Origin of the sequence: Mesorhizobium abyssinicae (assembly GCF_049887195.1) — a bacterium.
GTDB lineage: Bacteria > Pseudomonadota > Alphaproteobacteria > Rhizobiales > Rhizobiaceae > Mesorhizobium > Mesorhizobium abyssinicae.
The window spans coordinates 71,692-97,665 of record NZ_JARAKC010000013.1; the positions used below are offsets into that span (position 1 = coordinate 71,692).

General features: G+C 66.2%; 29 protein-coding genes, 1 tRNA gene and 1 pseudogene. 20 read left to right on the forward strand and 11 right to left on the reverse strand.

Annotation, left to right across the window (positions count from 1 at the left end; all coding sequences use genetic code 11):
• Genes PU724_RS24085 through PU724_RS24095 form a run of 3 tightly spaced genes read left to right on the forward strand, consistent with a single transcriptional unit; the run spans window position 1 to window position 2,149 of the window.
• Entirely contained in the window at window positions 1-633 is a 633-nt protein-coding gene (locus PU724_RS24085) for a precorrin-8X methylmutase (RefSeq protein ID WP_354424071.1), read from the forward strand.
• Window positions 630-1,388 carry a precorrin-2 C(20)-methyltransferase gene (locus PU724_RS24090; protein ID WP_354424073.1) on the forward strand — a complete coding sequence of 253 codons (759 nt, stop codon included), beginning with the start codon at window positions 630-632 and terminating at the stop codon, window positions 1,386-1,388. The genes PU724_RS24085 and PU724_RS24090 overlap by 4 nt, the downstream gene beginning before the upstream one ends.
• The gene (locus PU724_RS24095; protein WP_127283356.1) at window positions 1,385-2,149 is read left to right on the forward strand and encodes a precorrin-3B C(17)-methyltransferase; all 765 of its coding nucleotides are present in this window, start codon (window positions 1,385-1,387) and stop codon (window positions 2,147-2,149) included. Before PU724_RS24090 ends, PU724_RS24095 begins: the two co-directional genes overlap by 4 nt.
• Here PU724_RS24095 and PU724_RS24100 read toward each other — a convergent pair.
• On the reverse strand, window positions 2,113-2,877 hold the full coding sequence (locus tag PU724_RS24100) for a cobalt-precorrin-6A reductase (protein ID WP_354424075.1): 765 nt from the start codon (window positions 2,875-2,877) through the stop codon (window positions 2,113-2,115). The genes PU724_RS24095 and PU724_RS24100 overlap by 37 nt on opposite strands.
• 154 nt (window positions 2,878-3,031) lie before the next feature.
• On the opposite strand from PU724_RS24100, the gene cbiE reads away from it, so the two are divergent.
• The 8 genes from cbiE (at window position 3,032) to PU724_RS24140 (ending at window position 9,894) form a co-directional block, all read left to right on the forward strand.
• Window positions 3,032-4,261, forward strand: coding sequence for a precorrin-6y C5,15-methyltransferase (decarboxylating) subunit CbiE (gene cbiE, locus PU724_RS24105; protein WP_354424076.1), 1,230 nt, complete (start codon window positions 3,032-3,034; stop codon window positions 4,259-4,261).
• Complete coding sequence (locus PU724_RS24110; protein ID WP_354424077.1) at window positions 4,258-4,644, forward strand: cobalamin biosynthesis protein; 387 nt, start codon at window positions 4,258-4,260, stop codon at window positions 4,642-4,644. Before cbiE ends, PU724_RS24110 begins: the two co-directional genes overlap by 4 nt.
• Window positions 4,641-5,405: a precorrin-4 C(11)-methyltransferase gene (gene cobM, locus PU724_RS24115; protein ID WP_292173379.1), complete on the forward strand. Its 765-nt coding sequence runs from the start codon at window positions 4,641-4,643 to the stop codon at window positions 5,403-5,405. The genes PU724_RS24110 and cobM overlap by 4 nt, the downstream gene beginning before the upstream one ends.
• Complete coding sequence (cobA, locus tag PU724_RS24120; RefSeq protein ID WP_135858714.1) at window positions 5,402-6,217, forward strand: uroporphyrinogen-III C-methyltransferase; 816 nt, start codon at window positions 5,402-5,404, stop codon at window positions 6,215-6,217. The genes cobM and cobA overlap by 4 nt, the downstream gene beginning before the upstream one ends.
• Window positions 6,214-7,527 (forward strand): cobyrinic acid a,c-diamide synthase CobB, encoded by a 1,314-nt coding sequence (locus PU724_RS24125; protein ID WP_354424080.1) that lies wholly within the window; start codon window positions 6,214-6,216, stop codon window positions 7,525-7,527. Before cobA ends, PU724_RS24125 begins: the two co-directional genes overlap by 4 nt.
• A 3-nt stretch (window positions 7,528-7,530) precedes the next feature.
• Complete coding sequence (locus tag PU724_RS24130) at window positions 7,531-8,307, forward strand: adenosylcobinamide-GDP ribazoletransferase (protein WP_320320310.1); 777 nt, start codon at window positions 7,531-7,533, stop codon at window positions 8,305-8,307.
• A gap of 24 nt (window positions 8,308-8,331) precedes the next feature.
• Entirely contained in the window at window positions 8,332-9,342 is a 1,011-nt protein-coding gene (gene cobT, locus PU724_RS24135) for a nicotinate-nucleotide--dimethylbenzimidazole phosphoribosyltransferase (protein ID WP_320254973.1), read from the forward strand.
• A gap of 219 nt (window positions 9,343-9,561) precedes the next feature.
• On the forward strand, window positions 9,562-9,894 hold the full coding sequence (locus PU724_RS24140; RefSeq protein WP_127283365.1) for a hypothetical protein: 333 nt from the start codon (window positions 9,562-9,564) through the stop codon (window positions 9,892-9,894).
• 151 nt (window positions 9,895-10,045) lie between these two features.
• On the opposite strand, the gene PU724_RS24145 is transcribed toward PU724_RS24140, so the two are convergent.
• Window positions 10,046-10,121 (reverse strand) — tRNA-Lys (locus PU724_RS24145).
• Between the two features lie 195 nt (window positions 10,122-10,316).
• Window positions 10,317-11,222, reverse strand: coding sequence for a PhzF family phenazine biosynthesis protein (locus PU724_RS24150; protein ID WP_127393497.1), 906 nt, complete (start codon window positions 11,220-11,222; stop codon window positions 10,317-10,319).
• Between the two features lie 101 nt (window positions 11,223-11,323).
• Here PU724_RS24150 and PU724_RS24155 point away from each other — a divergent pair.
• The 4 genes and pseudogenes from PU724_RS24155 to PU724_RS24170 all read left to right on the forward strand — a co-directional run bounded on the left by PU724_RS24155 (window position 11,324) and on the right by PU724_RS24170 (window position 14,868).
• A pseudogene (locus tag PU724_RS24155) lies at window positions 11,324-12,608 on the forward strand (efflux RND transporter periplasmic adaptor subunit).
• 4 nt (window positions 12,609-12,612) lie between these two features.
• On the forward strand, window positions 12,613-13,320 hold the full coding sequence (locus tag PU724_RS24160; RefSeq protein ID WP_127393495.1) for an ABC transporter ATP-binding protein: 708 nt from the start codon (window positions 12,613-12,615) through the stop codon (window positions 13,318-13,320).
• Window positions 13,317-14,534, forward strand: a complete 1,218-nt coding sequence (locus PU724_RS24165) for an ABC transporter permease (protein ID WP_354424083.1) — start codon at window positions 13,317-13,319, stop codon at window positions 14,532-14,534. Before PU724_RS24160 ends, PU724_RS24165 begins: the two co-directional genes overlap by 4 nt.
• Window positions 14,535-14,625: 91 nt before the next feature.
• Window positions 14,626-14,868, forward strand: a complete 243-nt coding sequence (locus tag PU724_RS24170; protein WP_127283370.1) for a hypothetical protein — start codon at window positions 14,626-14,628, stop codon at window positions 14,866-14,868.
• A gap of 21 nt (window positions 14,869-14,889) precedes the next feature.
• On the opposite strand, the gene PU724_RS24175 is transcribed toward PU724_RS24170, so the two are convergent.
• Window positions 14,890-15,366 (reverse strand): Lrp/AsnC family transcriptional regulator, encoded by a 477-nt coding sequence (locus tag PU724_RS24175; RefSeq protein WP_354424086.1) that lies wholly within the window; start codon window positions 15,364-15,366, stop codon window positions 14,890-14,892.
• 146 nt (window positions 15,367-15,512) lie between these two features.
• Here PU724_RS24175 and PU724_RS24180 point away from each other — a divergent pair, with 146 nt between their 5' ends.
• Entirely contained in the window at window positions 15,513-16,583 is a 1,071-nt protein-coding gene (locus tag PU724_RS24180; RefSeq protein WP_127283372.1) for a 1-aminocyclopropane-1-carboxylate deaminase, read from the forward strand.
• A 4-nt stretch (window positions 16,584-16,587) separates the two neighbouring features.
• Here the strand turns inward: PU724_RS24180 and PU724_RS24185 are convergent, their stop codons facing one another.
• Both PU724_RS24185 and PU724_RS24190 read right to left on the reverse strand, forming a co-directional pair.
• Window positions 16,588-17,313 carry a hypothetical protein gene (locus PU724_RS24185; protein WP_354424088.1) on the reverse strand — a complete coding sequence of 242 codons (726 nt, stop codon included), beginning with the start codon at window positions 17,311-17,313 and terminating at the stop codon, window positions 16,588-16,590.
• Between the two features lie 28 nt (window positions 17,314-17,341).
• Window positions 17,342-18,454: an endonuclease/exonuclease/phosphatase family protein gene (locus tag PU724_RS24190; protein WP_354424090.1), complete on the reverse strand. Its 1,113-nt coding sequence runs from the start codon at window positions 18,452-18,454 to the stop codon at window positions 17,342-17,344.
• 166 nt (window positions 18,455-18,620) lie between these two features.
• On the opposite strand from PU724_RS24190, the gene PU724_RS24195 reads away from it, so the two are divergent.
• Both PU724_RS24195 and PU724_RS24200 read left to right on the forward strand, forming a co-directional pair.
• Window positions 18,621-19,199 carry a BA14K family protein gene (locus PU724_RS24195; protein ID WP_320254981.1) on the forward strand — a complete coding sequence of 193 codons (579 nt, stop codon included), beginning with the start codon at window positions 18,621-18,623 and terminating at the stop codon, window positions 19,197-19,199.
• A gap of 150 nt (window positions 19,200-19,349) precedes the next feature.
• On the forward strand, window positions 19,350-19,634 hold the full coding sequence (locus PU724_RS24200) for a PilZ domain-containing protein (protein ID WP_135858711.1): 285 nt from the start codon (window positions 19,350-19,352) through the stop codon (window positions 19,632-19,634).
• Between the two features lie 411 nt (window positions 19,635-20,045).
• On the opposite strand, the gene ilvC is transcribed toward PU724_RS24200, so the two are convergent.
• The 3 genes from ilvC to PU724_RS24215 form a co-directional block, all read right to left on the reverse strand.
• A complete protein-coding gene (ilvC, locus tag PU724_RS24205; protein ID WP_127283377.1) occupies window positions 20,046-21,065 on the reverse strand; it encodes a ketol-acid reductoisomerase in 1,020 nt (339 codons plus the stop codon).
• A gap of 26 nt (window positions 21,066-21,091) precedes the next feature.
• Complete coding sequence (locus PU724_RS24210; RefSeq protein WP_354424093.1) at window positions 21,092-21,742, reverse strand: TetR/AcrR family transcriptional regulator; 651 nt, start codon at window positions 21,740-21,742, stop codon at window positions 21,092-21,094.
• Between the two features lie 163 nt (window positions 21,743-21,905).
• Complete coding sequence (locus PU724_RS24215) at window positions 21,906-22,361, reverse strand: MarR family winged helix-turn-helix transcriptional regulator (protein WP_354424095.1); 456 nt, start codon at window positions 22,359-22,361, stop codon at window positions 21,906-21,908.
• A 96-nt stretch (window positions 22,362-22,457) separates the two neighbouring features.
• On the opposite strand from PU724_RS24215, the gene PU724_RS24220 reads away from it, so the two are divergent.
• The gene (locus tag PU724_RS24220) at window positions 22,458-23,216 is read left to right on the forward strand and encodes a glutathione S-transferase family protein (protein WP_354424097.1); all 759 of its coding nucleotides are present in this window, start codon (window positions 22,458-22,460) and stop codon (window positions 23,214-23,216) included.
• Here the strand turns inward: PU724_RS24220 and PU724_RS24225 are convergent.
• Both PU724_RS24225 and PU724_RS24230 read right to left on the reverse strand, forming a co-directional pair.
• Window positions 23,164-24,405: an FAD-dependent oxidoreductase gene (locus tag PU724_RS24225; RefSeq protein WP_354424099.1), complete on the reverse strand. Its 1,242-nt coding sequence runs from the start codon at window positions 24,403-24,405 to the stop codon at window positions 23,164-23,166. The genes PU724_RS24220 and PU724_RS24225 overlap by 53 nt on opposite strands.
• Window positions 24,406-24,483: 78 nt before the next feature.
• Entirely contained in the window at window positions 24,484-24,894 is a 411-nt protein-coding gene (locus tag PU724_RS24230) for a winged helix-turn-helix transcriptional regulator (RefSeq protein ID WP_127283382.1), read from the reverse strand.
• A gap of 137 nt (window positions 24,895-25,031) precedes the next feature.
• On the opposite strand from PU724_RS24230, the gene PU724_RS24235 reads away from it, so the two are divergent.
• Window positions 25,032-25,925 (forward strand): SDR family oxidoreductase, encoded by an 894-nt coding sequence (locus PU724_RS24235; RefSeq protein ID WP_354424102.1) that lies wholly within the window; start codon window positions 25,032-25,034, stop codon window positions 25,923-25,925.
• Window positions 25,926-25,974 lie beyond the last annotated feature (49 nt).

The following is a 25,974-nucleotide window of genomic DNA, read 5'->3' on the forward strand; positions in this document are numbered from 1 at the left end:
ATGGCGGCCTACGACTACATCCACGACGGCACGGCGATCTATGAGCGCTCCTTCGCCATCATCCGCGCCGAGGCCGACCTGTCGCGCTTCTCGGACGCCGAGGCCGATGTTGCGATCCGCATGATCCATGCCTGCGGCCAGGTCGAGGCCGCCAGCCATTTCGTCTTCTCCGGCGATTTCGTTGGCGCCGCGCGCACCGCTTTGGCCGCCGGCGCGCCGATCTTCTGCGACGCCGAGATGGTTTCGCATGGGGTGACCCGCGCCCGCCTGCCGGCCGGCAACGAGGTGATCTGCACGCTGCGCGATCCGCGTACGCATGAGATCGCGAAAGAAATCGGCAACACCCGCTCGGCCGCGGCAATCGACCTCTGGGGCGAGCGCATCGCCGGCTCGGTCGTCGCCATCGGCAACGCGCCAACGGCGCTCTTCTATCTGCTGGAAAAACTGCGCGACGGCGCGCCGAAGCCGGCGGCGATCATCGGCATGCCAGTCGGCTTCGTGGGGGCCGCCGAATCGAAGGACGCGCTGGCCGAGAATTCCTATGGCGTGCCCTACGCCATCGTGCGCGGCAGGCTGGGCGGCAGCGCCATGACCGCCGCAGCCCTCAACGCATTGGCGAGGCCCGGCCTGTGAACGCGATTGTAAAAGGCCGCCTCGTCGGCGTCGGCACCGGTCCCGGCGATCCCGAGCTACTGACGCTCAAGGCTGCGCGGGCATTGGCAGAGGCCGACGTCGTCGCCTATTTCGCCAAGCGCGGCAACAACAGCAATGCGCGCGCCATCGTCGAGGCCCGCTTCCGGCCGGATATGATCGAGCTGCCGCTGCTCTATCCGGTGACGACCGAGATCGACAAGGATCACGACGACTATCGCTCGCAGATCGCCGATTTCTACGAGGAGTCGGCGGAGGCGGTCGCAGAGCATCTTGCCGCCGGCAGGATGGTGGCCGTGCTGTCGGAAGGCGACCCGCTGTTCTACGGCTCCTATATGCACCTGCACGTGCGCCTCGCGCATCGCTTCCCGACCGAGGTCATCCCCGGCGTCACCGCCATGTCCGGCTGCTGGTCGGCGACCGGCCTGCCTATCGTCCAGGGCGACGACGTGCTGACTGTCCTGCCGGGCACGATGAGCGAGTTCGAGCTGACGCGGCGGCTGGCCGACACCGACGCAGCGGTGATCATGAAGGTCGGCCGCAACCTGCCGAAAATCCGCCGCGCGCTGCAGGCGACCGGCAAGCTTGCCAAGGCCGTCTATGTCGAGCGCGGCACCATGCCGGGCAGCGTCTCGATGCGGCTAGCCGACAAGCCGGACGACAAGGCCCCCTATTTCGCCATCGTGCTGGTCGCCGGCTGGTCCGCCCGTCCCGGTGCTGCCGGAGCCAAGGCATGAGCGGCCGCCTTACCGTCATCGGCCTCGGTCCCGGCAACGCCGATCAGGTTACGCCGGAAGCGAGCCGCGCCGTGTCCGAGGCCAAGTTCTTCTACGGCTACAAGCCCTATGTCGACCGGCTCGAGCTGAGGCCGGACCAGACCCGCATCGCATCCGACAACAGGGAGGAGCTTGCCCGCTCCAACGAAGCGCTGGCCAAGGCCGCCGAGGGCCATGACGTCGCCGTCGTCTCCGGCGGCGACCCTGGCGTCTTCGCCATGGCAGCCGCCGTCTGCGAGGCGATCGAGGCCGGCCCGACGGAATGGCGCGCGATCGACCTTGCGGTCGTTCCCGGCGTCACCGCCATGCTTGCCGTCGCCGCCCGCATCGGCGCGCCGCTCGGCCACGACTTTTGCGCCATCTCGCTCTCCGACAATCTGAAGCCCTGGGATCTGATCGAGCTGCGCCTGCTGGCCGCCGCCGGCGCCGGCTTCGTCATCGCGCTCTACAACCCGATCAGCAAGGCGCGCCCCTGGCAGCTCGGCCGCGCCTTCGAATGTCTGAAGGCGATCCTGCCCGGCACCACCCCGGTCATCTTCGGCCGCGCCGCCGGCCGGCCGGACGAACGTATCGACGTGCATCTGCTCGCCGATGCCGATGCGGAAAAGGCCGACATGGCCACCTGCATCATCATCGGCTCGCCGGAAACCAGGATCATCCGGCGCGGCGACAAGCCGTCGCTGGTCTACACGCCACGCTCGGCAACGGGCTCGAAAAGATGATCGACCTTGGCGGCCAGCTGATCGACGGTCTCGGCCGACGACACGTCCGGCACCGACGGCCGACGGACCATGATCACTTCGATGCCAAGCGCCCGCGCCGCGGCGATCTTGCCGTAGGTCGCCTCGCCGCCGCTGTTCTTGGAAACGATGGCATCGATGCCGTGTTTTTCGAGCAGCGCGCGTTCCTCCGTCTCCGGAAACGGTCCGCGCGCCAGCAGATAGATCGCGTCGGGCAGGGTCAGCTTCGGCTCGACCGGGTCGACACTGCGAATGAGATAGTGGTGCTGGGACGCGGCCTCGAAGGCGCCGGCTTCCTGCCTGCCGATCGCCAGGAAGACCCGGCGCGGCGCCGTGCCGAGCGCGCTTGCCGCCTCCGCCACGCTGTCGACCAACGTCCAGCGATCGCCCGCCACGGGCTGCCAGCCGGGACGCCGCAGGGCAAGGATCGGCACGCCGGCTTGCCGGGCAGCTTCAGCGGCGTTGGCCGAGATGCGCGCCGCGTAGGGATGCGTAGCGTCGATCAGCAGGGCCGTGCCGGTTTCCTTGAGATAGGCCGCCAGCCCCTGCGCGCCGCCGAAACCGCCAACGCGCACCGGCACGCCTTGCGCGATGGGACTTTCGGTGCGGCCGGCCAGCGACAGCGTGACCGCGAGATCGGCACGCGCGGCGAGCTTTCCCGCCAGTTGCCGGGCTTCGGTGGTTCCGCCGAGGATCAGAATATTCGTCATGAGCACCACGATGCGCAGCGCCGGCGCGGCCCCTCACCCTTACCCTCTCCCCGTAAGGACGGGGAGAGGGTAAGGCCGGCGTTGCAACCAGCCCCCTTCTCCCCGTCACTATACGGGGAGAAGGTGCCGGCAGGCGGATGAGGGGCGGCGCGGCATGTCAAAAAACAAGCAGCCAAAACCTCAATGGCTCACCATCGTCGGCATCGGCGAGGACGGTGTAGCGGGTCTCGGCGACGAGGCCAAGCAGCACATAGCGCAAGCCGAATTCATCTTCGGCGGCAAACGGCACCTCGCGCTCGTCGCATCGTTGGCGACGGGTGAGAGCCGTGCCTGGCCGACACCATTCGACACCGAAATGGGCGATGTCCTGGCAATGGCCGGCAAAAAAATCTGCGTGCTTGCGTCCGGCGACCCGTTTTTCCACGGCGTCGGCGTCACGCTGGCGCGCAAGGTGAAACCCGAGCAAATGCGGGTGCTGCCGGCGCCTTCATCGCTGTCGCTGGCGGCAGCCCGGCTGGGCTGGGCATTGCAGGATGTCGAGGCGATCTCGCTCCACGGCCACGCGATCGACCTGATCCGCCCCCTGCTCCACCACGGCGCGCGCATCCTTGCGCTGACATCCGACGGCGATGCGCCGGCAGCGATCGCCGGGCTGCTCGACGAACTCGGCTTCGGACCCTCGCGGTTGACCGTCCTCGAAGCGCTCGGCGGTCCGGATGAAGCACGCCGAAGCGCACGCGCCGACGGCTTCGATCTCAAGAACATCAATCCGCTCAACGTGCTGGCGCTGGACGTTGAATCGACACCGGATGCCCGTATCCTGCCGCTTGCGTCGGGGCTTGCCGACCACCTGTTCGAGCATGACGGCCAGATCACCAAGCGCGAGATCCGCGCCATGACGCTGTCGGCGCTGGCGCCGCGGCGCGGCGAACTGCTGTGGGACATCGGCGCCGGCTCGGGCTCGGTCGGCATCGAATGGATGCTCGCTCACCCCTCGCTGCGCGCCATCGCCATCGAGGCCGACCAGGAGCGCGCCGTCCGCATCCGCCGTAACGCCTCGCATTGCGGCGTGCCCGGTCTTGTCGTGATCGAGGGCCCGGCGCCCAAGGCCTTCACCGGACTGGAGGCGCCGGACGCCATCTTCATCGGCGGCGGCGGCAGCGACGCCGGCGTGCTGGAGAAAGCCATCAAGGCTTTGCGGACGGGCGGCCGCCTCGTCGCCAATGCCGTGACGCTGGAGATGGAGGGATTGCTCCTCGCCCAACATAACAAGCATGGCGGCGATCTCATCCGCATCGCCATCTCCCGGGCCTCGCCCGTCGGCTCGATGCAAGCCTGGCGGCCGGCCATGCCGGTCACACAGTGGAGCTGGGTCAAGCCATGATGGTCGCGGGCATCGGCAGCCGGAAGGGCGTGACGGCGAGCGACGTGCGCGCCGCCGTCGAGACCGCTCTCGAAGCGCATGGATTGGCAATGACTGCGCTTTCGGCCCTGGCAACCGGTGAAATCAAACGCGACGAGGAAGCGATCTTCCTCGCCGGCAGCGACCTCGCTTTGCCTGTGATCGTCGTCTCGAACGATGCCATGCAAGCCGTATCGTCCGGCGTGCTCAGCCACTCCATTCTCTCGCAGTCGAAGGCCGGCACGCCGTCGGTTTCGGAAGCCACCGCGCTCGCCGCTGCCGGCAAGGGCGCGAAACTGCTCGGGCCGCGCACGGTGCTCGGTCCTGTCACCTGCGCCATCGCACTTGCCGGAGATGCCGCATGACCGTTCATTTCATCGGCGCCGGCCCCGGTGCGGCCGACCTCATCACTCTGCGCGGCAGCCGACTGCTGGCGAGTTGCCCGGTCTGCCTCTATGCCGGCTCCATTGTTGCGCCCGAACTGCTCGAACATTGCGCGCCGGGGACAAAGCTGATCGACACCGCGCCGATGTCGCTCGACGAGATCGAGGCCGAATATGTCGCCGCCCACAGGGCCGGCGACGATGTCGCACGCCTGCATTCCGGCGACCTTTCAGTGTGGAGCGCGGTGGCCGAGCAGATCAGGCGTCTGGAGAAGCACGGCATCCCCTACACGCTGACGCCGGGCGTGCCCTCCTTTGCGGCAGCGGCTGCCGCGCTGCGGCGCGAGCTCACCATTCCCGAACTGGCGCAGAGCCTGGTGCTCACGCGCGTCTCAGGCCGCGCCTCGAAGATGCCGCCGGGTGAAACGCTGGCCGGCTTCGGCCGCACCGGCGCCACGCTCGCCATCCACCTCGCCATCCACGCCATCGACCGCATCGTTGCCGAACTGACACCGCACTACGGCTCCGAATGTCCGGTCGCGGTCGTCTTTCGCGCTTCCTGGCCGGACGAGCGCGTGCTGACCGGCACGCTCGGCACCATCGCGGCGCAGCTGGCGGAAAACCCGATGGAACGCACGGCGATCATCTTTGTCGGCAGCGCGCTCGCGGTTCAGGATTTCGGCGAAAGCTCACTTTACGACGCCCACTACCAGCGGCGTTTTCGCGGACGGGACGGATTGTGAACGGCAGCACCAACAGAAACGGACGGGCCACGGTGGAGCAGGCGCTGGCGCGGCTGAACTTCAAGCCGCGTGCGCTGGAGCCCGGCCATGTCTGGCTGGCCGGCGCCGGCCCCGGCGATCCCGGCTGCCTGACGCTCGAAGTGCTGGCCGCGCTCGGGCAATGCGACGCGCTCGTCTACGACGCGCTGGTCTCGCCCGATATCGTCGCGGTCGCCGAAAGCGCCGAGCTCTTCTATGCCGGCAAACGCGGCGGCCAACCGTCGATGAAGCAGGACGACATCACCGCTTTGCTGGTGCGGCTTGCCCGCGAGGGACGCCGCGTCGTCCGTCTCAAGGGCGGCGATCCCTACATCTTCGGACGCGGCGGCGAAGAGGCTTTGGCGCTGGCGCGGGAGGCTATTCCTTTCCGCGTGCTGTCCGGCTTGACCTCCGGGCTGAGCGCACTCGCCGCCACCGGCATCCCCGCCACCATGCGCGGCATCAACAAGGCGGTCATCCTGGCCACAGGCCACGCCGCCGGCACCGAGGACGATCTCGACTGGGCGGCGATCGCCCGCACCGGCCAGCCGGTCGTCATCTATATGGGCATGGCCAACCTGCCGCGGATCGCCGCTTCGCTGCTGGAGGGCGGCCTGGCGCCGTCGACGCCGGCGGCGGTGATCGTTTCCGCGACGACGCCGCAGGAGCGCATCGTCGTCGCCACGCTCGCCACCATCGCCGAGGAAGCCGCGGCCGCCGGGCTCGCCTCGCCGGCGCTGATCGTCGTCGGCGGCATCGTCGCCATGCGCGCGGCACTGGCGGGCGAACCATGACGGCGCGCGCCATCATCATCGGCGCGCCGCGCTCCGGTTCGGGCAAGACCAGCGTCACCATCGGCATCCTGCGCGCGCTCGCCCGGCGCGGCCTGAAGGTGCGCGGCGCCAAGTCCGGGCCTGACTACATCGACCCGGGCTTCCACACCGCCGCCACCGGCCTCTCCGGCGTCAACCTCGACAGCTGGGCAATGCCGCCTTCCCTGCTCAATGCGCTGGCCAGGCAAGCGGCTGACGATGCCGACTTCGTCGTCCTCGAAAGCGCCATGGGCCTGTTCGACGGCATTCCCGCCCCAGAAGGCCGCACGGGTTCGGCCGCCGACCTTGCGCGGCTCTACGGCCTGCCGGTGCTGCTCGTGCTCGATGTGTCCGGCCAGTCGACCACGGCGGCCGCCATTGCCAAGGGTTTTACAACCTACGACCTGGACGTGCGCATGGCCGGCGTCGTCCTCAACCGGCTCGGCAGCGAGCGCCACCGGCGGCTGTCCGGCGATGCCATCGAGGCGATCGGCCTGCCGGTCGTCGGCGCCATCCTGCGCGATCCCACTCTCAACCTGCCGGAGCGCCATCTCGGCCTCGTCCAGGCCGGCGAATACGAGAACCTGATGGCGCATCTCGACCGGCTGGCCGACATGGCCGAGAAGTCGCTCGATCTCGACGCCATCATGGCGCTGGCCACGCCGCTGGTGCCCGCGGCTGGCGATTTCGGCGACGCGCTGCCGCCGCCCGGACAGCGCATCGCGCTGGCGGAGGACGCCGCCTTTACCTTCGTCTACCCGCACGTCGCCGCGCACTGGCACAAGGCCGGCGCCGAGATCGTCCCCTTCTCGCCGCTCGCCGACGAAGCGCCCGACGACAGCTGCGATGTCTGCTGGCTGCCCGGCGGCTATCCCGAGCTTCATGCCGGCAGGCTGGCCGCCGCCACCAACTTCCGGGCCGGAATGGCGCGCTTCGCCGCGACCAAGCCGATCCACGGCGAGTGCGGTGGCTTCATGGTGCTGGGCGAGGCTCTTGAGGACGCGGCAGGCGACACGCATCCGATGCTTGGCCTGCTCGGCCATTCGACCAGCTTCGCCAGGCGCAAGATGAACCTCGGCTACCGCGAGGCGCGGCTGCGCGCCGCTTGCCCGCTCGGAGCCGAGGGCACGCTGATCCGCGGCCATGAATTCCACTATGCGCAGATGACGGCCACCGGCAACGACGAGCCGCTGGCCGACCTTGCCGACGGCCAGGGCAATCCGCTCGGCGCCTCCGGCTATCGGCGCGGCCATGTCAGCGGGACGTTCTTCCATGCCATTGCGAGGGGCTAGGGCATGAAGCTCAAGAACTTTCCCCTTTCGCTCCGGCAAGTCCTCGATGACATCGCGCTTTGCCTGGTCTTCTTCTCAAGGCTGCCGCTGCCCGTCTTTGATTTTCGCGGGCGCAGCCTCGCCGCCGCGATCTGGGCCGCCCCTGTCGCCGGGCTTGCTATCGGACTGATCGGCGCGGTCGTCTACGCCACGGCGGAACGATTCGGCCTTGCCATGGGTTCGGCGGCCGCGCTTGCGCTTGCCGCAACATTGCTCACCACCGGCTGCCTGCACGAGGACGGGCTGTCCGATGTCGCCGATGGCTTTGGCGGCGGCAAGTCGCGAGGTGGGAAACTGGAGATCATGCGCGACAGCCGCATCGGCGCCTATGGCGCGTCGGCACTGGCCCTGTCGCTGCTGATCCGCTGGAGCGCGATTTCGGAATTCGCCGACCCGACACAAGCGCTCCTGGCGCTCATTGCCGCGCACGCCGCCTCGCGCGGATTGCTGGGCGCCTTCATGCATCTCTTGCCCCCGGCGCGGTCCGACGGCCTCTCGGCCGGCGCCGGCAGCGTCTCGGCCGAGGCCGCAGTAGCCGGCGCCGTGCTCGGCGCGATACCGCTCCTCCTGCTCGGGCCAGGCGGCGCCATTGTCGCGATCGTCCTGCTTGGTCTGCTGTTTGCCGCGTTCCGCGCCCTCTGCCTCAACCAGATCGATGGCCAGACCGGCGACACGATCGGCGCCCTTCAGCAACTTGGCGAGATCGCAGTCCTGCTCGTCGCTTCCGTATCCCTATCCTGACTCTCTTTCGGAGACTTTGCCCCCATGTCTTTCAAATCGCTTGATGAACTTCGCGCTGCCTGCCTCGATCTGCCGGCCGGCAGCGACACCGCGGCCAATGCCGTCGCCCGCCGCCAGGACACGCTGACCAAGCCGCAAGGCAGCCTCGGCCGGCTGGAAACCATCGCCGCCTGGCTGGGGCGCTGGCAGGGTCGCGACATGCCGAAGCTGGACAAGGTCAAGGTCTTCGTCTTTGCCGGCAATCACGGCGTCACCGCGCAGGGCGTCTCGGCCTTCCCGTCGGAAGTCACCGTGCAGATGGTGGCGAATTTCGCCGGCGGCGGCGCCGCCATCAACCAGCTCGCCCGCATCGCCGGAGCCGATCTCGACGTCATTCCGCTCGACCTCGACCATCCGACCGGCGACTTCACCGAAGTGCCGGCGATGGACGAGAAGGCTTTCCTCGCCGCCGTCTCGGCCGGCCATGACGCGGTGACCAAGGATATCGACCTCGTCTGCTTCGGCGAAATGGGCATCGGCAACACCACGCCGGCGGCGGCGATTTCTGCCGCCCTGTTCGGTGGCGGCGCCGAGAAATGGACCGGGCGCGGCACCGGCGTCGACGATGCCGGCCTGAAGCGCAAGGTGACCGCGATCGAAGCCGGCCTCAAGCGCCATGCCGACGCGCTGTCCGACCCGCTGAAGATCGCCGCAGCCCTTGGCGGCCGCGAACTCGCCGCCATCTTCGGCGCCACGCTCGCCGCGCGCCGCAACAACGTGCCGGTCCTGCTCGACGGCTTCGTCTGCACCGCCGCCGCGGCGCCGCTGGCGCGGCTGCACCCGACCGGCCTCGCCCACACCATCGCCGCCCATGTCTCGGCCGAATCCGGCCACCGCCGCCTGCTCGAATCGCTCGGCCTCCCGCCGCTGCTCGACCTCGGCATGCGGCTCGGCGAAGGCTCCGGCGCCTGCCTTGCCGTCAACATCGTGCGCTCGGCGCTGGAATGCCACGCCCGTATGGCGAGCTTCGCAGAGGCGGGTGTGTCGGAGAAGTGACGAGACCGCCCATAGGTAAAGCTGCCTCATCAAGCGAATCTCAGGTTCTAAAAACCAGCCCCTGAGATCGCGAGGAGCTGGTCTATTAACCATGCCTCGCCAATTGCCAAATATTGCGAATGATTTGTGATTCAGCTCACATCTCAAAGACACCAGCCATGCCAATTACCTCGAGCCAATATTTCCGATTGTGGAAATATTACTGCAACGGAGGAAGACATGGCTCGTTCAATTCGTGTCCTCTACAGGGGTCAGCATGGTACAATTCGCAAGAATTTCAATTGGGACCCGATCAATCTTGACTCCACTGTGGTCATAACGGCGGCGGAATTCACACCCGCCTTCGGCGGCCTCGGCGGCGGCCCCAAGACACTTGGGCGCCCCAACCTTGGCCTGGCAAACGTCTATGTGACCAATGTTGGGCCTCACGGCCGGGCTGGCGTGGAAGCAGGAGGCGTTGAATTCCTCCTTCACGTCGACTGGAACAGCCCCCTGGACATTGTGGTGACCATCACCGTTTTGGATGACATCGAACAATTCTTCCAGGCATAGCGGACGTCTTGCCATCGCTATGCGCGGCGTTGGCCGCCACTATCCGATCCGGCGCTCGCCAGTTGGGCTAACTGGGCTGGCGATCGCTGCGTCTCACAGCCTTGGCGGCTGTTTCACCGCACATGAAAAAAGAAAAGTTCAGCGGAAAAAATGGTGGGTGTGCACAGGATCGAACTGTGGACCCGCTGATTAAGAGTCAGCTGCTCTACCAACTGAGCTACACACCCACGCGGCCGGGAAACCCAGCGTCGGCGGGCATATAGCCGCCGATCCTGGGGATGTCTAGCCCTGCCGGGATCATTTCCCGATAAATCGCTAAAGCATGATCCCGAAAAGTGGAATCCGGTTTTCGGAAGAGATCATGCTCAAACAAAAAAATGGAGCCCCGTCCCGATTCTATCGGGATGGGGCAGCCGCACCCATCATACAAAAAGCTTGCCTTCCGCCACCTTGACGGCATGGCCGCCGATGCGGGCGGCGGCCAGTTTGCCGCCATCGACATTGAGCTCGAGGCGGATTCGCGACGGCCGTCCCATCTCCAGCCCCTGCTCGATCCAGAGCTGCGAAATGCCGTCGGTCGGGCCGTCGAAATGCATGATGGCGCCGGCGAAGGCTGCCGCTGCCGAGCCGGTCGCCGGGTCCTCATAGGAAGGGCTGCCGGGCACGATCATGCGCACATGGAAGGCGCTCTCGTGGTTGACCGTCTCGCGGCAATAGACATAGGGGCTGGCGAAAGCCCATTCGCTCTTGCGCGGCGCCAGTTCCGACCAAGCCTGGTTGTCCAGCCGGATTTGGCCCGCCGCCTTCAGGTCGGCGACCGGAATGGTCACGTAGGGCACGCCGGCCGACCAGAACGAGACCCGGTGATTCTCGAAGCCGATCTCATGCGGCCCAAGGCCAAGCGCGGCGCCGATCGCTTCCGCGTCGGCGGAGAGCTCCAGCGGCTCCGGCAGCTTCGCCAGGTCGAACTCGGCGAAGGTGGCGCCGTCATGCTTGCTCACCGCGCAGCGCACCGGGCCGATATTCTCCTCGAGCACGAAGATGCCGGCGGTCTCGCCTGCCAGGTCGGCAAGCGCGATCGCCGAACCGACGGTCGGATGGCCGGCGAACGGCATTTCATAGTCGGGCGTGAAGATGCGAATGCGGGCGCGGTGCTTGGCGTTGTCGGGCGGCAGCACGAACACCGTTTCGGACAGATTGAATTCGCGCGCGATGGCCTGCATTGCCGCAGTGTCCAGCCCCTTGCTGTCCAGGACGACAGCCAGCGGATTGCCGGCCAGCCGCTCGGTCGTGAAGACATCGTAGAGCAAGTAGTTCCGGGTCTGCATTCTTGCCTCAATCCCAACATGGGCGAAATTTAATTTGTAATTCGAACCACAAAGCCTGATCTGTGCACAGATAGGGACATTGCGCGTTATAGGGGTCCAGCGTGGACCAAATTGTCAATCCGCCAAAGACGGAATCGGATTCCGCCATCGAGACGGCGCTTGGCCTCGACCATCAGGGCCTGCGCAGAACACGCCGTCGCGGCTGGCTCTATGCCCTGTTGGCGCTGACCGCCGTTGCCGCCGCTTTTGCCGGCTACCAATTGTATTCAGCTTCTCCAGCCAGGATTGATTATACCACGGTGCCGGCCACAGTCGCCGACCTCACCGTCCAGGTTTCGGCCACCGGCACGCTGCAGCCCCTCACCCAGGTCGACATCTCCAGCGAGCTTTCGGGCGTCGTCCGATCGGTCGCGGTCGAGGAGAATCAACGGGTCAAGAAAGGCGACGTGCTGGCGACGCTCGACACCGCCAAGCTCGAAGTTCAGATCGAGCGCGCCGAAGCGTCGGCCAGGGCGGCCGCGGCCAGTGTCGAGGACGCCACGGTGACGCTGAAGGAGAACGAGAACGCGCTGACACGCGAACGAGCTCACCAGGCGCGGCATGGCGACCGACCAGTCGCTCGAGGCGGCGACCGCGACGCGCGACCGCGCCAAGGCTGCGCGAGACAGTGCCGAGGCCAACCTTGCCATCGCCAATGCCGACCTCAAGGCGCAGCAGACCGATCTCGCCAAGAGCACGATCTACGCGCCGATCGACGGCATCGTGCTGACCCGTTCGGTCGACCCCGGCCAGACGGTCGCCTCCTCGCTGCAGGCGCCGGTGTTGTTCATCATTGCCGCCGACCTGAGGAACATGGAACTGCAGGCTGCGGTCGACGAAGCCGATATCGGCTCGGTCAACCCCGGCCAGCATGCCCGTTTCACCGTCGATGCCTTTCCGGAGCGGCCCTTCGACGCCGAGATCCGCGACATCTCTTATGCCTCCGTCACCACCGATGGCGTCGTCACCTACAATGCGCGGCTGGAGGTCGACAATGGCGAGCTGCTGCTCCGACCCGGCATGACCGCCACCGTCTCGGTCGTCACCAGGCAGGCCAAGGGCGTGCTCACCGTGCCGGCCACCGCCTTCCGCTACCGGCCGGCGCCGCCGGTCGCCCGCACATGGAGCCTGCGCGACTTGTTCACCGGCCGCATGGGCCGCCCCGGCCGTCAGCGCGACGCGGCGCCGAGACCGACCGACGGCTCGCGCACGCTCTATGTGCTGGAAAACGGCCGGCCGCACGCGGTCAACGTCAGGGTCGGTTCCACCGACGGCGAGCTGACCGAGATCACGTCCGGCCTCGACGAGGGCGCGCAGGTCATCACCGGCTCGCAGCTGCGGAACTGACGCCGTGTCAGGCTCCACGCTGATTGCCTTCGACAAGGTCTGGAAAAGCTACGGCCAGGGCGAGGCCCGTGTGCACGCGCTGGCCGGCGTCGATCTCGCCATCCGCAAGGGTGAATTCGTCGCCATCATGGGGCCGTCGGGTTCCGGCAAGTCGACGGCGATGAACATCATCGGCTGCCTCGACACGCCGACGGCCGGGACCTACAGTTTCGAGGGCATCGATGCCGGCCGGCTCGACCGCAACCGCCGCGCCATGCTGCGCAACCTCTATGTCGGCTTCGTCTTCCAGGGCTACAATTTGCTGCCGCGCACCACGGCGGCCGAGAATGTCGAGCTGCCGCTGATCTATCGCGGCGTCGCCGCGCGCCAGCGTCGCCAGCTTGCCATGCAGGCGCTGGCCGAGGTCGGCCTTGTCGGGCGCGAGCACCACACGCCGGCCGAACTCTCGGGCGGCCAGCAGCAGCGGGTGGCGATCGCGCGCGCCATCGTCACCAGGCCGACGCTGCTCGTCGCCGACGAGCCGACCGGCAATCTCGACACCGCCCGCACGCACGAGATAATGGAGCTGTTGACGCGGCTCAACGCCGGGCTTGGCCTCACCATCGTGATGGTCACGCACGAGGCCGACGTGGCGGCCTACGCCGAGCGCACGATCCGCTTCCTCGACGGCCATGTCGCGTCCGACTCCAACAAACTGGAGGCGGCCCAATGATCTGGGAGACAGTTCGCCTTTCGCTGATCTCGATCCGCCGAAACGTGCTGCGCTCGTTCCTGACCTTGCTCGGCATTGTCATCGGCGTCGCCGCCGTCATCGCCATGCTGACCATCGGCTCCGGCACCACCCAGAAGGTCAAGTCCGACATTTCCAAGCTCGGCAGCAATCTGCTCGTCGTCCGCTCCGGCCGTCCGGCCGGGCCTGGCGGGCCGGGCGGGCTCGACCAGGTCGTGCGTCCGCTTGCCGACAAGGACCTTGCCGCGCTTGTCAAGCATCTCGACGGCGCCCGCGCCATCTCGCCCGCCTCGCAAAAGCAGGTCCGCGTCATCTTCGGCACCGAAAGCGTGACATCGGGCGTCACCGGCACCGACAGCGCCTATCTCGACGCGCGCGACTGGAAGCTGGTCTCGGGGCGTCCGTTCAGCGATTCCGAGACCCGCGCCGGCGCCGGCGTCTGCCTGGTCGGCGAGACGGTGCGCCAGCAATTCTTCGGCGCCGGCGATCCGGAAGGCGAGACCATTCGCGTCAACCGCACCTCCTGCAAGATCATCGGCCTCTTGGAACCCAAGGGCTACACCGGCTTCGGCCAGGACCAGGACAATGTCGTGCTGATGCCGCTGGCCGCCTACCAGCGCCGCATCGCCGGCAACCGCGACATCGATTCCATCTACATCGCCGCCGACGACCGCACGCCGACAACCGAACTGCAGCCGCGCGTCGAGGACATCCTGCGCGACACGCGCCGCGTCACGCCCGACCGCGATGACGATTTCTCGATCCGCGACATGACGCAGATCGCCGACGCCATGGCCAGCGCCACCACCACCATGACCGGCATGCTGGGCGCGGTCGCCGGCGTCAGCCTGCTGGTCGGCGGCATCGGCATCATGAACATCATGCTGGTCTCGGTCACCGAGCGCACGCGCGAGATCGGCATCAGGCTGGCGATCGGCGCGCACGAGAAGCACATCCTCATCCAGTTCCTGGTCGAGGCGACGGTGCTGTCGCTCTTCGGCGGCATCATCGGCATCCTGATCGGGCTCTCGCTCGCCGGCATCGCCTCGGTGGCGCTGACCATCCCCTTCGCGCCGAGCCCGGCGGTCATCCTGCTCGCCGTCGGCTTTTCGGCGCTGATCGGCATGGTGTTTGGCTTCTTCCCGGCGCTGCGCGGCGCCAGGCTCGACCCGATCGACGCGCTGCGGCACGAGTGAGGCGCAAGGCAGGCGCGGCCTCGCCTGCCCTCTGTCGCCGTGCATCCGGCAATGCTACTGCTGTGACCTTTGGCGCATGGGGGAGATACGAATGAGCAAGAAGGCGCGGCTGGTCCTGACGCTGGCGATCATCGAGGCCGGCCTGGCTGGCCTGTGGTGGTATCTCGCCAGCTACGGCCTCCAGAATCCCGATCGCGTCGCCGCGAATTTCCAGGAGGTCGTCGGCCAGACGATGGGAATGGCGATGGGCGCGCTGCTTGGCCTCGGCGTGATCCTGTTCTTCGTCGCCGCCCGCAACGATCGCAAGGCATTGCCGGACAAGGGACAGCGCTGACCACCACCAAGAGCGGCCCTCTCAGAACGGCAGCCGCGCGTTCTCCTTGACCTCCTTCATGACGAAGAAAGTCCGGGTTTGCCGAACGCCCGGCAGCGCGATCAGCTTCTGCCCGTGCAGCTTGTTGAAATCCGCCATGTCGCGGACCCGTATCTTCAACAGATAGTCGAAGTCGCCGGCCACCAGATTGCAGTCGAGGACCTCCTTGAGCTTCAGCACGGCCTCCTCGAAAGCGGCGAAGCTTTCGGGTGTCGAGCGGTCGAGCACGACGCCGACCATCACCAGCGCGCCAAGGCCGACCGTAGCGGGGGCGATCTCCGCCCTGACTCCGGTGATGTAGGCCTCCTCGAACAGGCGCTGCGTGCGCCGGTGGCAGGTGGCGGCGCTGACGTTCACGCGGGCCGCCAGTTCGGCATTGGTCAACCGTCCCTCGGCCTGAAGGGCGCGCAGGATTTTGACGTCGATGCGATCCAGAGTTTCGGCGGAAGATTCTTCCATTTCTGCTGCCCTCTTCGAATGGTTAGGCCAATCATATCGCTGATTTGCGGGAGATGTGAAAAATCCGCCCGCAAGTTCGAGAGCACCTTTCGAGCCACTGCGCCTATGATCGCTTCATGAAAATCACCAGAAGCGGAGACAGAACGATGTCACTTCTCGCCAAGTTTGAACGCTATCCGCTGACCTTCGGCCCGACACCGATCGAGCATCTGCCGCGGCTGAGCGCTGCGCTGGGCGGCAAGGTGCAGGTCTACGCAAAGCGCGACGATTGCAATTCCGGGCTGGCGATGGGCGGAAACAAATTGCGAAAGCTCGAATACATCGTGCCGGATGCTCTTCGGTCCGGCGCCGACACACTGGTGTCGATCGGCGGCGTCCAGTCGAACCATACGCGGATGGTCGCCGCGACGGCTGCCAAGATCGGCATGAAATGCGTGGTGATCCAGGAGAAATGGGTGCCTCACTACGACGCGGTCTACGACCGGGTCGGCAACATCCTGATGACACGCCTGATGGGCGCCGACAGCCGGCTGGTCGACGACGGTTTCGACATCGGCATCCGCAAAAGCTGGGAGGACGCCATCCAGTCGGTGAAGGATGCCGGCGGCAAGCCCTATCCGATCCCGGCCGGCGCCTCGGTGCACAAGTTCGGCGGGCTGGGCTATGTCGGCTTCGCCGAGGAGGTGGCCCGGCAGGAAGCCGAGCTCGGCTTTGCCTTCGACTACATCATCGTCTGCGTCGTGACCGGCTCGACGCAGGCCGGCATGATCGTCGGCTTCGCCGCGCAGAACCGTGCCGACCGGGTGATCGGCATCGACGCCTCCGGCACGCTCGACCAGACCCGCGCCCAGGTCCGCCGCATCGTCGACGACACCGCCGCCCTCGTCGGGCTCGGCCGCGCCGTCCGCGACGACGAGATCGTCATCAACCCCGACTATGCCTATCCCGCCTATGGCGTTCCGTCGGACGCCACGAACGACGCGATCCGGCTGGCGGCCCGCACCGAGGCCATGATCACCGATCCGGTCTACGAGGGAAAGTCGATGCAGGGCCTGATCGACCTGACCAGGAAGGGCTTCTTCCCCGAGGGCTCGCGAATTCTCTACGCGCATCTCGGCGGCGCGCCGGCCATCAACGGCTACAGCTATTATTACAAGGACGACGGCGGCTCCCGGAAAAGCATGCCGGACGAGGCGCTGCCGCCGATCTTCCCATGAGGACTCAGGGGACTTCGTCGCCGCCCGCGAAATGCCATTCGATCAGCGGCTTCATATGTCCCATCAGCCCGCCCGGCAGGTCGGTGGCATCGCGGATGACGACGGGAGCTTCGATCTCCGGTTCCGCCTCCGTGGCGACGAAGGCGCTGATCCGCCGCGCGATCTCGTCGGCTGGCTCGCTCACCCGATAGCGGCGGAAGATCACCGTGCCGCTCGGCGTCGACAGCGCATGATAGCGCCGGCCGCGTTCGGCGCCCGACAGGTCGATCGCAGTCTCCTCGCGCACTTCGCGGATCATGTTGAAGTCGACATCGACGAGGCCGTCGCGGAAATCGATCGGCTCGAACGAGCCGGCGGCGAAGTAGACGCGGCCGGCATTGACGGTATGCGCGCCCATGCGGATCGCCACCAGCGCATTGTCGCCGGCGACCAGCATGGCATGCGCATAGGCATGCTCGGCGCCGCTCGCCTCGCGCTTCTTCCGCCACAGCATGAAGGTCGAATATTTCACCGCATGGCAGCGACCGACGAGCCGGCCGTCGCGATAGGCGAGCGCCGAGAGCAACACCACCGTGCCGTCGAACAGCGCCGGGTTCGCCCCCATCTCGCGCCGCCAGTTCTCGGCGATCGCCTCGGCGTTGTCGCGTTCGAACGGATGCGGGCCGGGGTCGAGCCTGACATCGACCTTGTCGACCGGCAGTATGACGTTGCGTGGAAGGTCGAAGCTCATCTTGCTCTGAGGTGTTTTGAGATGCAGCTCAGGCCATGTCCAGGGCGATCACCACCGGGCAATGGTCGGAGGCCTTCGGCCGGTCCCAGCCGGCGCGCGGGAAGCGCTCGACCTCCTGGCCCGCCGGAAAGATGGTGCGCCAGGGCTGGCCGTTGCGGACGATGTCGGGAACGGCGGTCGCGTTCTTCGCCGCCAGCCCCTTCGACAGCAGGATATAGTCGAGCTGACAGAGGTGCCGCTCCTCGGGACCGCGCGTGTGGTAAAAGCTCCAGCGGTCCATCTCCGGCCGCCGCTCGACCACGTTTTCGCAGAAGCCGCCGGCGGTCAGCACGTTGATGCAGGACTGGCTCTCGTCGATCACCTGGAAACGGTAGCCGTCGACGCTGTCGCCATCGATCTTCACCCGCTGCCGGTAGTCGTTCATGTCGCCGCAGATCGCCCAGCGCTTGTCGGCGGCGTGATCCTTGCCGAAGCGCTCCTCGATGATGCGGCGCACCGCCTGCGCCTCGGCGACGCGCAGCGGCATGGTCGCCTCGCGTCCGTCGAGACCGTTGCGCGGCGATCCCATCGACTTGAAGTGGACGAGATAGAGCGTCAGCGGCACGCCGCCGATCTTCAGGTCGACCTCGAGGCAGTCGCGCCGGAAGATGCGTTCGATGGCCTGATAGCCGAGCGCCGCCAGTTCCGGCGTGAACAGGCCGAATTGCTCGAAGGTGACGTGGGCGTGGCTGGTCATGCGCACGAATTCGATCGGCTGGCCCTCGGCCGTCTCGCTGCGCATCATCACGGCAACGTCGATGCCGCGTGAATCATTGCCGGCCGTGGTGTATTTCTGTCGGTAGCCCTGCCCGACCATCTTGAACAGATAGCCATATTCGAAGGCCTTCAGCGCCTCGATATTGTCGACTTCCTGCATGCAGATGATGTCGGCACGGGTGGCGGCGATCGCCAGTGCAGTGAGCTGGCGAGTGTCGTCGGACTGGGAAATGGCGCGCGCCTGCTCGAGCATCTTGTACTCGGCCTCGCTCTGGATATCGAACAGCGCCAGCGTGCGATCCTCGTTGAGCTGGTTGCGGTAGCCGGAAAAATCGAACCTGTTCATCAGGTTCTCGACATTGAAGGTGGCAAGGCGCAGCGACATGGCCGTGACCTTTGCCCAGAACTCCCGATGAAGACAAGGGCCTCCCATCAGCCCGTCATGGTTGACGGAACCTTTCCGTTCATCCGCCGTTCAGACGGCAAGTTCCATAAATGGGCCTCTTCCCGGGGTATTCTGGGCGTGGGGCCTGAAATCTTCGGAGTGTGCAATGAAAACGCTCTTTTTGTCTTCGTTGAGGTCCGGTCTGCTGACCCTGGGCCTTGTGGCGGGGGTGACGGCGCCGTCGCTGGCCGGTCCGATCCTTGAGCCAGACCTGTCGGTCCCGTCCAACCTGGCGGCGCCGGGCATCACGCCCGTCCGCGACGAGTGGGCCGGCGGCAATGACCGGCAACTCAACAATGAGGAATGGCGCTGGCGTAACCGCGACGGCCGCTGGCGGTCCGGCAATTTCCGCGAGCGCAATTTCTCCCGCAACTGGGATGGTGACAATAACTGGAACGGCGACGACTGGCGCTGGAGACGCCACCATCACCGCCGCCATTTCCGAGATTCCGATGCCGCAATTCTTGGTCTTGGCCTGGGTCTCGGTCTTGGCAGCCTGTACTACAACAACGGCTACTACAACAACGGCTACTACGCTCAGCCCCGGCGGATCTACCGGACGCAGCGTCTCTCGAGCGCGCATGTCCAGTGGTGCTACGACCGCTACCGCTCGTACCGGGCATGGGACAACACGTTCCAGCCCTATAACGGCCCGCGCCAGCAGTGCTGGTCGCCCTATAGCTGAGCGGCAAGGGATCGAAGAATGCTCGAACGGCGCCGCGCCTCGCGGCGCCGTTTTTGCCTGGGCAGCGGCATGACGCCATCGGCGCTAACGCGCTGTTCATCAGGCGGGTCTATCACATAGGCTGACCGGATCGCCCGGCAGCGGAAAGCCATGGCCGAGGACGAAAACAGGGACAAGCGCAGGCAGCGCGTGCTGAAGGGCGCGTCGATCCTGACCGGCATCGCCAATTCCGAAGTCAAATGCACGCTGCGCAACATGCATGCCGGCGGTGCCGAGCTGAAAGTTCCGATCGAGGCACGCGTGCCCGACGAATTCCTGCTCTACGTGCCGACCGACGGCATCGGCTACAAGGCCGTGGTGCGCTGGCGCCGCGACGGCCGCATCGGCGTCGAGTTCACCGGCACCGAACCGAAGCCGCACTGGCACTACGGCTGAAGCGGGCTCTTTTCCACCGCGAACTCATCCGCTTAACGAAAAGCCGGCGGATTGCTCCGCCGGCTCGGTGTTTCTCGACCGGAAGCTTGATGACAATTCGCCCTGCCGAGTCAGCTGGTGCGGGTTTCGAGAACCGGAGCGGACATTGCAGTCCGTGCGCACCGGAAGCGCAGAAACCCGTGGCGGATGGCCGGCAGGGTAGGATTGGCGCAAGCTTCCTAGTTCTTCGCCTTGTCGACCAGCTTGTTCTTGGCGATCACCGCGCGCCCGCAGGGCGAGGCCCGAGGACGCGCAATGCAAAGACCGTGGATCGCCTCAGTTCTTGGCCTTATCGACCAGCTTGTTCTTGGCGATCACCGCGCGCCCGCAGGGCGAAGCCCGAGGACGCGCAATGCAAGACCGTGGATCGCCTCAGTTCTTTGCCTTGTCGACCAGCTTGTTCTTGGCGATCCACGGCATCATCGCGCGCAGCTTCGCACCGACCTCTTCGATCTGGTGGCTGTCGTTGTTGCGGCGGATGCCCTTGAAGCGCGCCAGGCCGGCCCGGTATTCCTGCATCCATTCCGAGGTGAACTTGCCGGTCTGGATATCCTTCAGCACGCGCTTCATCTCGGCCTTGGTCTCGGCGGTGATGATGCGCGGACCCGAGACATATTCGCCCCATTCGGCGGTGTTCGAAATCGAGTAGTTCATGTTGGCGATGCCGCCTTCATAGATCAGGTCGACGATCAGCTTGACCTCGTGCAGGCACTCGAAATAGGCCATTTCCGGCGCGTAGCCGGCTTCCACCAGCGTCTCGAAGCCGGCGCGGATCAACTCGACCAGGCCGCCGCAGAGCACCACCTGCTCGCCGAACAGGTCGGTCTCGCATTCCTCGCGGAAATTGGTCTCGATGATGCCGGAGCGGCCGCCGCCGACGCCGCAGGCGTAGGAGAGCGCCAGATCGAGCGCATTGCCGGAAGCATCATGGTTGACGGCCACCAGGCACGGCACGCCGCCGCCCTTCTGGTATTCGCCACGCACGGTGTGGCCCGGGCCCTTCGGCGCAATCATGACGACGTCCACGGTCGACTTCGGCTCGATCAGGCCGAAATGCACGTTGAGGCCGTGCGCAAAGGCAATCGCCGCGCCATCGCGGATGTTCGGCGCGATCTCGTTCTTGTAGATGTCGGCCTGCAGTTCGTCGGGCGTCGCCATCATCATCAGGTCGGCCCATTTGGCGGCGTCCGCGACGGTCAACACCTTGAGCCCGTCGGCCTCGACCTTCTTGGCGGTCGCCGAGCCGGCCTTGAGACCGATGGCGATGTCCTTGACACCGGACTCCTTGAGGTTGAGCGCATGCGCCCGGCCCTGGCTGCCATAGCCGATGATGGCGACCTTCTTGCCCTTGATGAGGTTGAGATCGGCGTCACGATCGTAATAGACACGCATTTTCGTCTTCCTTCCCGTTTTGAAGATCAGAGGGCTCGGGGCCCGGTTTTTGCTCCGTAAAGAGCGAGAAACTGCTGCGTCGCACGGGCGGCATCGCCACCAATCGTCGCCTCAGTCAATTCCAGCCGGTCGCCGAGCAGAAGCCTCATCTGCACATCGCGGGCGACCAGCCCGAAAAAGGTGCGGAATGCCGTTTCGGCATCCGCGAAATCCAGCAATCCGGCCTCTCGTCCCGCTTCCAGCACCGGCTTCAAGCGCCTGGCGAGCGCGAAACGTCCATTCTGCAGCACGATGGCGCCGAGGTCATCCTTGCCGGAACCGGCATGGCCGACGGCCACCCGGTTCAGCGCGATCGACGTATCGCTCGAAATCACCTTGAGCCAGTCCGAGGCGAAGCGTTCGAGGCTCGCCGTCAGCGAGCCGATGTCGAGGCCCTTGCGGTCGACGGGCGCCACGCGCACCTTGGAAGCCTGCCACTGCACCGTCGCCGTCAGCAGCCCGTCGCGGTCGCCGAACCATTTGTAGAGCGTTTCCTTGGAGCAGCTTGCCCGCCGCGCCACCGCGGTCATGGTGAGGCTGTCGCCCTCCTCGACCAGCAGGCGAAGGGCGGCGTCGAGAACGGCCTGCTGCCGCTCCGTCAGCGCATCGCTGCTGTCGATCTCGGCGCCTGCCTGCAACTCGTTTCTTTCTCGCCTGATGAAAGGTCACGCCCGTTCTTGGTGGCGTACCGTACGTTACGGTTCGGCATATTGCGCAATCCTGCTGCCGACGCAAGGACAAAATGGAGAAAATCATTTTGGTATCCAGATGCAGCGCGCAACCCGCCAGGTCCTGGCTGGCTCAGTCGCCGGCAGGCGGATCGCGCAACCTGCCGAGCAGGGTGGCCAGTGTCTCAAGGTCCTCGACCGGAAGCCTGGCGCCCACCAGCTCGGCGATCGACCGCCCGTAGGCGGCCCACATGCGGCGGCGAGTCTCGCGCCCGCTGCCGGTGATGCGGATGGTCTGGCCGCGGCCGTCATCAGCGACCGGCAGCTTCTCGACCAGGCCATCGGCCTCGAGCCGGGCCAGCAGCCGCGAGATGTTGTATTGCGCAAACAAGGTCCGCTCGATGAGCTGGAACGGCCGCAGCCCGCCCTCGCCGGCTTCGGCAAGCTCGTGCAGCACGTCGTACCAGGCAAGCGGCGGCAGACCGCTGGCCTTCAGCGCCTCCTCCGCTCTTTCCACGAGCTGGCGCGAGACGCGCATCAGGCGCGCCCAGGCCTTGATCGCGGCGGGTGAAGGCGATGTCCTCGTCATTGGCGCAGCCTAAGCGATAGATGCAATTGCATCAAGCTTGACGTTCGATGCATTTGCATCCATATCAATGCAACTGCATCTATATGGAGTCATCCGATGAAACACGAAATCTGCAAAGCTGGGGAGGCGGTCAGCAAGCTGACCCTCGTCAGCCACCACCTCTGCCCCTATGTGCAACGCGCGGCGATTGCCCTTGCCGAGAAGGGCGTGCCGTTCGAGCGCGTCATGATCGATCTCGCCGACAAGCCGGCCTGGTTCAGGGCGAGGTCGCCGCTCGGCAAGGTGCCGCTGCTCAGCGTCGATCGCGGCGGCCAAGAGACGGAGATTTTCGAGTCCGCCGTCATCCTCGAATTCCTCGAGGAAACCGAGGCCAATCCGCTGCACCCAGCCGATCCGCTGACACGCGCCCGGCACCGCGCCTGGATCGAGTTCGGCTCGGCCACGCTGAACGCCATCGGCCGCTTCTATGCCGCCTCCAGCGAGGCCGCCTTCACCGCCGAGAGCAAAGGCCTGTCGGCGATGTTCGATCGGCTCGAAGCGGAACTAGCAGGCCGCACCAGCCCCGGCCCCTGGTTCGCCGGCGAGCGTTTTTCTCTGGTCGACGCCGTCTATGGCCCGATCTTCCGCTATTTCGACGTCTTCGACGAGATCGGCGATTTCGGCATCCTCGGTGGAAAACCCCTCGTCCAGGCCTGGCGCCGTGCATTGAGCGAACGGCAGTCGGTGAAGGACGCGGTCGATCCTGATTATCCGCAGCGCCTCGAGGCTTTCCTGCGGGCCAAGGCTTCCCATCTCTCGGAACTCATCCGGCAGCGCGATCAGGCCACCCCGCTTCCTGAAGCCCGATACGCCTGAACGGGTCGACCACCGTTCCGGCCACCATCGAAGCCAGCAACTGTGGCGCCGGTGGGATTTTGGCGATCGTCGCCACCAGGCGGTCGCGGATGAACGGCAGCGCCACGGAATCGGACTGATAGAACGGCGTGAAGGCCAGCGACAGCGCCTGGAAGATGCGCACGTGCCAGCGCCGCGCCTTTGCGTAGCCCTCCAGCGCCGCATCGACGCTGCCCGCCCGCGCAAGCGCATGGCTGAGCGCCGCCGCGTCGAGCAGCGCCATGTTCGCCCCCTGGCCGAGCTGCGGGCTGGTCGAATGGGCCGCGTCGCCGATCACCGCCAGCCGCCGACCGATGGGCTGCCTCATCGTGTGATGGCCATAGCGCGCCAGCGACAGTTGCTCGAAACTCTCGATCTGTTCGGTGAAGGCGGCGCACTCCGGCCACAGCGAGACCACCCTTGCCTTCCAGGCGTCGAGCCCCGCGGCGCGGGCGCTCTCGGCATCCGCCGGCTTCAGGCTCCAGAAGAAGGCAGCCATCCGTTCGGCGCCGGGCTCGGGCCGGCCGATCGGCAGCACGCCGATCATCACGCTCGCTTTGTCATAGCGCTGCAGCAGCGCGTTCTCGTCAAAGCCCTCGGCTCTCCAGCCGAGCGAGGCCCAGAACGCGCCATAGGTGAGTGGCCTGGGTTCAGTTGGATCGTTGAGGCTTTGGCGGCGCAGCCTGGAGCGCGCGCCACTGGCATCGACGACAAGATCGAACGACCCTGCCTTGCGTCCCTTGCCGCAGACCAGCACGGCCCTTTCGCCGGTCTCCAGCGCATCGACCTCGACATTGGTCTCGATCGCGATCGCTTCGCGCCGGGCGGCGCGGAACAGCACGCCGAACAGCGCCGCCCGATGCACCGCCAGCCCGAAGCGGCCGCCGCGTTGGGCATCGTAGCGGACGTCGAGCACCGTGCGGCCGCTTCTGGCGTCGGCGCCGTGCAGGCGATCGATGCGGCTGCCCAGCGAAAGGATGTCGCCGAGCAGGCCGAGTTCGGCCAGCACGCTGAGCCCGGTCGGCTGCAGGATCAGCCCGGAACCGACCGGCTTCGGCTCATCGAACCGTTCGAAGATGGTGACCCGGTGCCCTGCCCGCTTGAGATAGAGCGCGGTGGCCAGCCCGGCCGGCCCGGCGCCGGCAATCGCGATGTCTAGAGATTTTTGCATTGCCCGCCCAACCCGAAGTGGCCGGACAATCCTTCAGCGGCATGGCTAAATCAAGCCACCGCGCCGTCGCAGCGTGGGTCAGGCCTGCGCGGCGTCGAATGCTGCTCGCGCCTCGCGCACCGCGTCATGGTTGAGTTCGGCCCACTGGACGAGTTGATACAGGGGCACGAACATCGAACGCCCGAGATCGGTCAGGCTGTATTCGACGCTTGGCGGCTTGGTTGGGAACACCTCGCGATGGACGTAGCCGTCGCGCTGCAATTCGTGCAGCGTCTGGGTCAGCATGCGCTGCGAGATGTCGGGAACCAGCCGCCGCAGTTCACCGAAGCGATAAGGCTTTTCCGCAAGCGCCGTTACCAGCAACGGGCTCCATTTGCCGTTCATGCCTTGCATGACGTCGCGGACCGGGCAATCGGCGAAATTGGCGCCGTCCGTCATCGCCTTGTAGATCTCGATCTTCGATTTCAGATTGACGATCTTGCCGTCCATCGCTGGTTCCCTGCGTGTGCCTACGTCCCGGAAAACTGCCTTCTTTACGGGGAGCGGTCAATTCCTAATTTAGTGCTGGTCTCTTTTTGAGACCATCAAGAGCACCCGCCGCTTCGGCGCAAAATCAGGATCTCCCCATGAGCGAAACCCTTCTCGTCACCGGCGCCTCCGGCCAGCTTGGCCGCAGCGTCCTGCGCCACCTGCTCGACGCGCAAAAGATTGCGCCGGCACACATCATCGCCACCACGCGCAATCCCGAAAGCCTCGCCGATCTGGCGGCGCTCGGCATCACCGTCAGGGCGGCCGACTTCAACGACCAGGCCTCGCTGGAAGAGGCTTTCAAGGGCGCCGACCGCGTGCTGATCATCTCGACCGGCGACCTCGACCTCAAGAGCGACCGGCGCCTGAAGCAGCATCAGGCGGCGGTGGCCGCAGCCAAGGCGGCCGGCGTCTCCCACCTGCTCTACACCTCGATGCCCAATCCGGAGCCGGGTTCGCCGGTGCTGTTTGCCGGCGACCACTACGGCACCGAACAGGCGATCAAGGCGAGCGGTATCGCCTACACGATCTTCCGGAACGGCTGGTACCAGGAGAACCTGTTCCTGGCGCTGCCGCACGCAATTGCCTCGGGCAAGTGGTATACGTCGGCGGGCGAAGGGCGCATCGCCCATGGCGCGCGCGACGACATGGCCGCCGCGATCGCCGCCGGCCTCGCTTCCGGCTCGACCGACAGCCGGATCCACACGCTGACCGGCCCGCAAGCCTATACGACGACAGAGATCGCCGCCCTCGTCAGCGAGGTCACCGGCAAACCGCTGGAAGTCATTCAGTTGCCCGACGAGGCCCTGACCGAAGGCGTGAAGGCGGCCGGCGTTCCCGAGGAATTCGCCCGCGTCATCGTTTCCTTCGACGCCAACACCCGCTCCGGCCGCATCTCCATGGTGACGGACGCGATCGAGACGCTGTCGGGACGCAAGCCGAAGTCGCTGAAGCAGTTCCTCGAAGCCAACAAGGACGCGTTCGCCGGCTAGAGCGACGCATTCTGTGCGAAGGCCGTGCCCTGCGGCACGGCCTTTTGCT

What these genes read in the sequence shown, in the direction of transcription:
- PU724_RS24165 (WP_354424083.1), top strand. Translation starts at nt 13,317, where the DNA reads ATGATCTGGGAGACAGTTCGCCTTTCGCTGATCTCGATCCGCCGAAAC.
- PU724_RS24195 (WP_320254981.1), top strand. Translation starts at nt 18,621, where the DNA reads ATGAAAACGCTCTTTTTGTCTTCGTTGAGGTCCGGTCTGCTGACCCTG.
- PU724_RS24170 (WP_127283370.1), top strand. Translation starts at nt 14,626, where the DNA reads ATGAGCAAGAAGGCGCGGCTGGTCCTGACGCTGGCGATCATCGAGGCC.
- PU724_RS24200 (WP_135858711.1), top strand. Translation starts at nt 19,350, where the DNA reads ATGGCCGAGGACGAAAACAGGGACAAGCGCAGGCAGCGCGTGCTGAAG.
- PU724_RS24180 (WP_127283372.1), top strand. Translation starts at nt 15,513, where the DNA reads ATGTCACTTCTCGCCAAGTTTGAACGCTATCCGCTGACCTTCGGCCCG.
- PU724_RS24185 (WP_354424088.1), bottom strand. Translation starts at nt 17,313, where the DNA reads ATGAGCTTCGACCTTCCACGCAACGTCATACTGCCGGTCGACAAGGTC.
- cbiE (WP_354424076.1), top strand. Translation starts at nt 3,032, where the DNA reads ATGTCAAAAAACAAGCAGCCAAAACCTCAATGGCTCACCATCGTCGGC.
- PU724_RS24190 (WP_354424090.1), bottom strand. Translation starts at nt 18,454, where the DNA reads ATGTCGCTGCGCCTTGCCACCTTCAATGTCGAGAACCTGATGAACAGG.
- PU724_RS24100 (WP_354424075.1), bottom strand. Translation starts at nt 2,877, where the DNA reads ATGACGAATATTCTGATCCTCGGCGGAACCACCGAAGCCCGGCAACTG.
- cobM (WP_292173379.1), top strand. Translation starts at nt 4,641, where the DNA reads ATGACCGTTCATTTCATCGGCGCCGGCCCCGGTGCGGCCGACCTCATC.
- PU724_RS24215 (WP_354424095.1), bottom strand. Translation starts at nt 22,361, where the DNA reads ATGACGAGGACATCGCCTTCACCCGCCGCGATCAAGGCCTGGGCGCGC.
- PU724_RS24095 (WP_127283356.1), top strand. Translation starts at nt 1,385, where the DNA reads ATGAGCGGCCGCCTTACCGTCATCGGCCTCGGTCCCGGCAACGCCGAT.
- PU724_RS24175 (WP_354424086.1), bottom strand. Translation starts at nt 15,366, where the DNA reads ATGGAAGAATCTTCCGCCGAAACTCTGGATCGCATCGACGTCAAAATC.
- PU724_RS24110 (WP_354424077.1), top strand. Translation starts at nt 4,258, where the DNA reads ATGATGGTCGCGGGCATCGGCAGCCGGAAGGGCGTGACGGCGAGCGAC.
- cobT (WP_320254973.1), top strand. Translation starts at nt 8,332, where the DNA reads ATGTCTTTCAAATCGCTTGATGAACTTCGCGCTGCCTGCCTCGATCTG.
- PU724_RS24085 (WP_354424071.1), top strand. Translation starts at nt 1, where the DNA reads ATGGCGGCCTACGACTACATCCACGACGGCACGGCGATCTATGAGCGC.
- PU724_RS24140 (WP_127283365.1), top strand. Translation starts at nt 9,562, where the DNA reads ATGGCTCGTTCAATTCGTGTCCTCTACAGGGGTCAGCATGGTACAATT.
- PU724_RS24225 (WP_354424099.1), bottom strand. Translation starts at nt 24,405, where the DNA reads ATGCAAAAATCTCTAGACATCGCGATTGCCGGCGCCGGGCCGGCCGGG.
- PU724_RS24220 (WP_354424097.1), top strand. Translation starts at nt 22,458, where the DNA reads ATGAAACACGAAATCTGCAAAGCTGGGGAGGCGGTCAGCAAGCTGACC.
- ilvC (WP_127283377.1), bottom strand. Translation starts at nt 21,065, where the DNA reads ATGCGTGTCTATTACGATCGTGACGCCGATCTCAACCTCATCAAGGGC.
- PU724_RS24230 (WP_127283382.1), bottom strand. Translation starts at nt 24,894, where the DNA reads ATGGACGGCAAGATCGTCAATCTGAAATCGAAGATCGAGATCTACAAG.
- PU724_RS24150 (WP_127393497.1), bottom strand. Translation starts at nt 11,222, where the DNA reads ATGCAGACCCGGAACTACTTGCTCTACGATGTCTTCACGACCGAGCGG.
- PU724_RS24130 (WP_320320310.1), top strand. Translation starts at nt 7,531, where the DNA reads ATGAAGCTCAAGAACTTTCCCCTTTCGCTCCGGCAAGTCCTCGATGAC.
- PU724_RS24235 (WP_354424102.1), top strand. Translation starts at nt 25,032, where the DNA reads ATGAGCGAAACCCTTCTCGTCACCGGCGCCTCCGGCCAGCTTGGCCGC.
- PU724_RS24125 (WP_354424080.1), top strand. Translation starts at nt 6,214, where the DNA reads ATGACGGCGCGCGCCATCATCATCGGCGCGCCGCGCTCCGGTTCGGGC.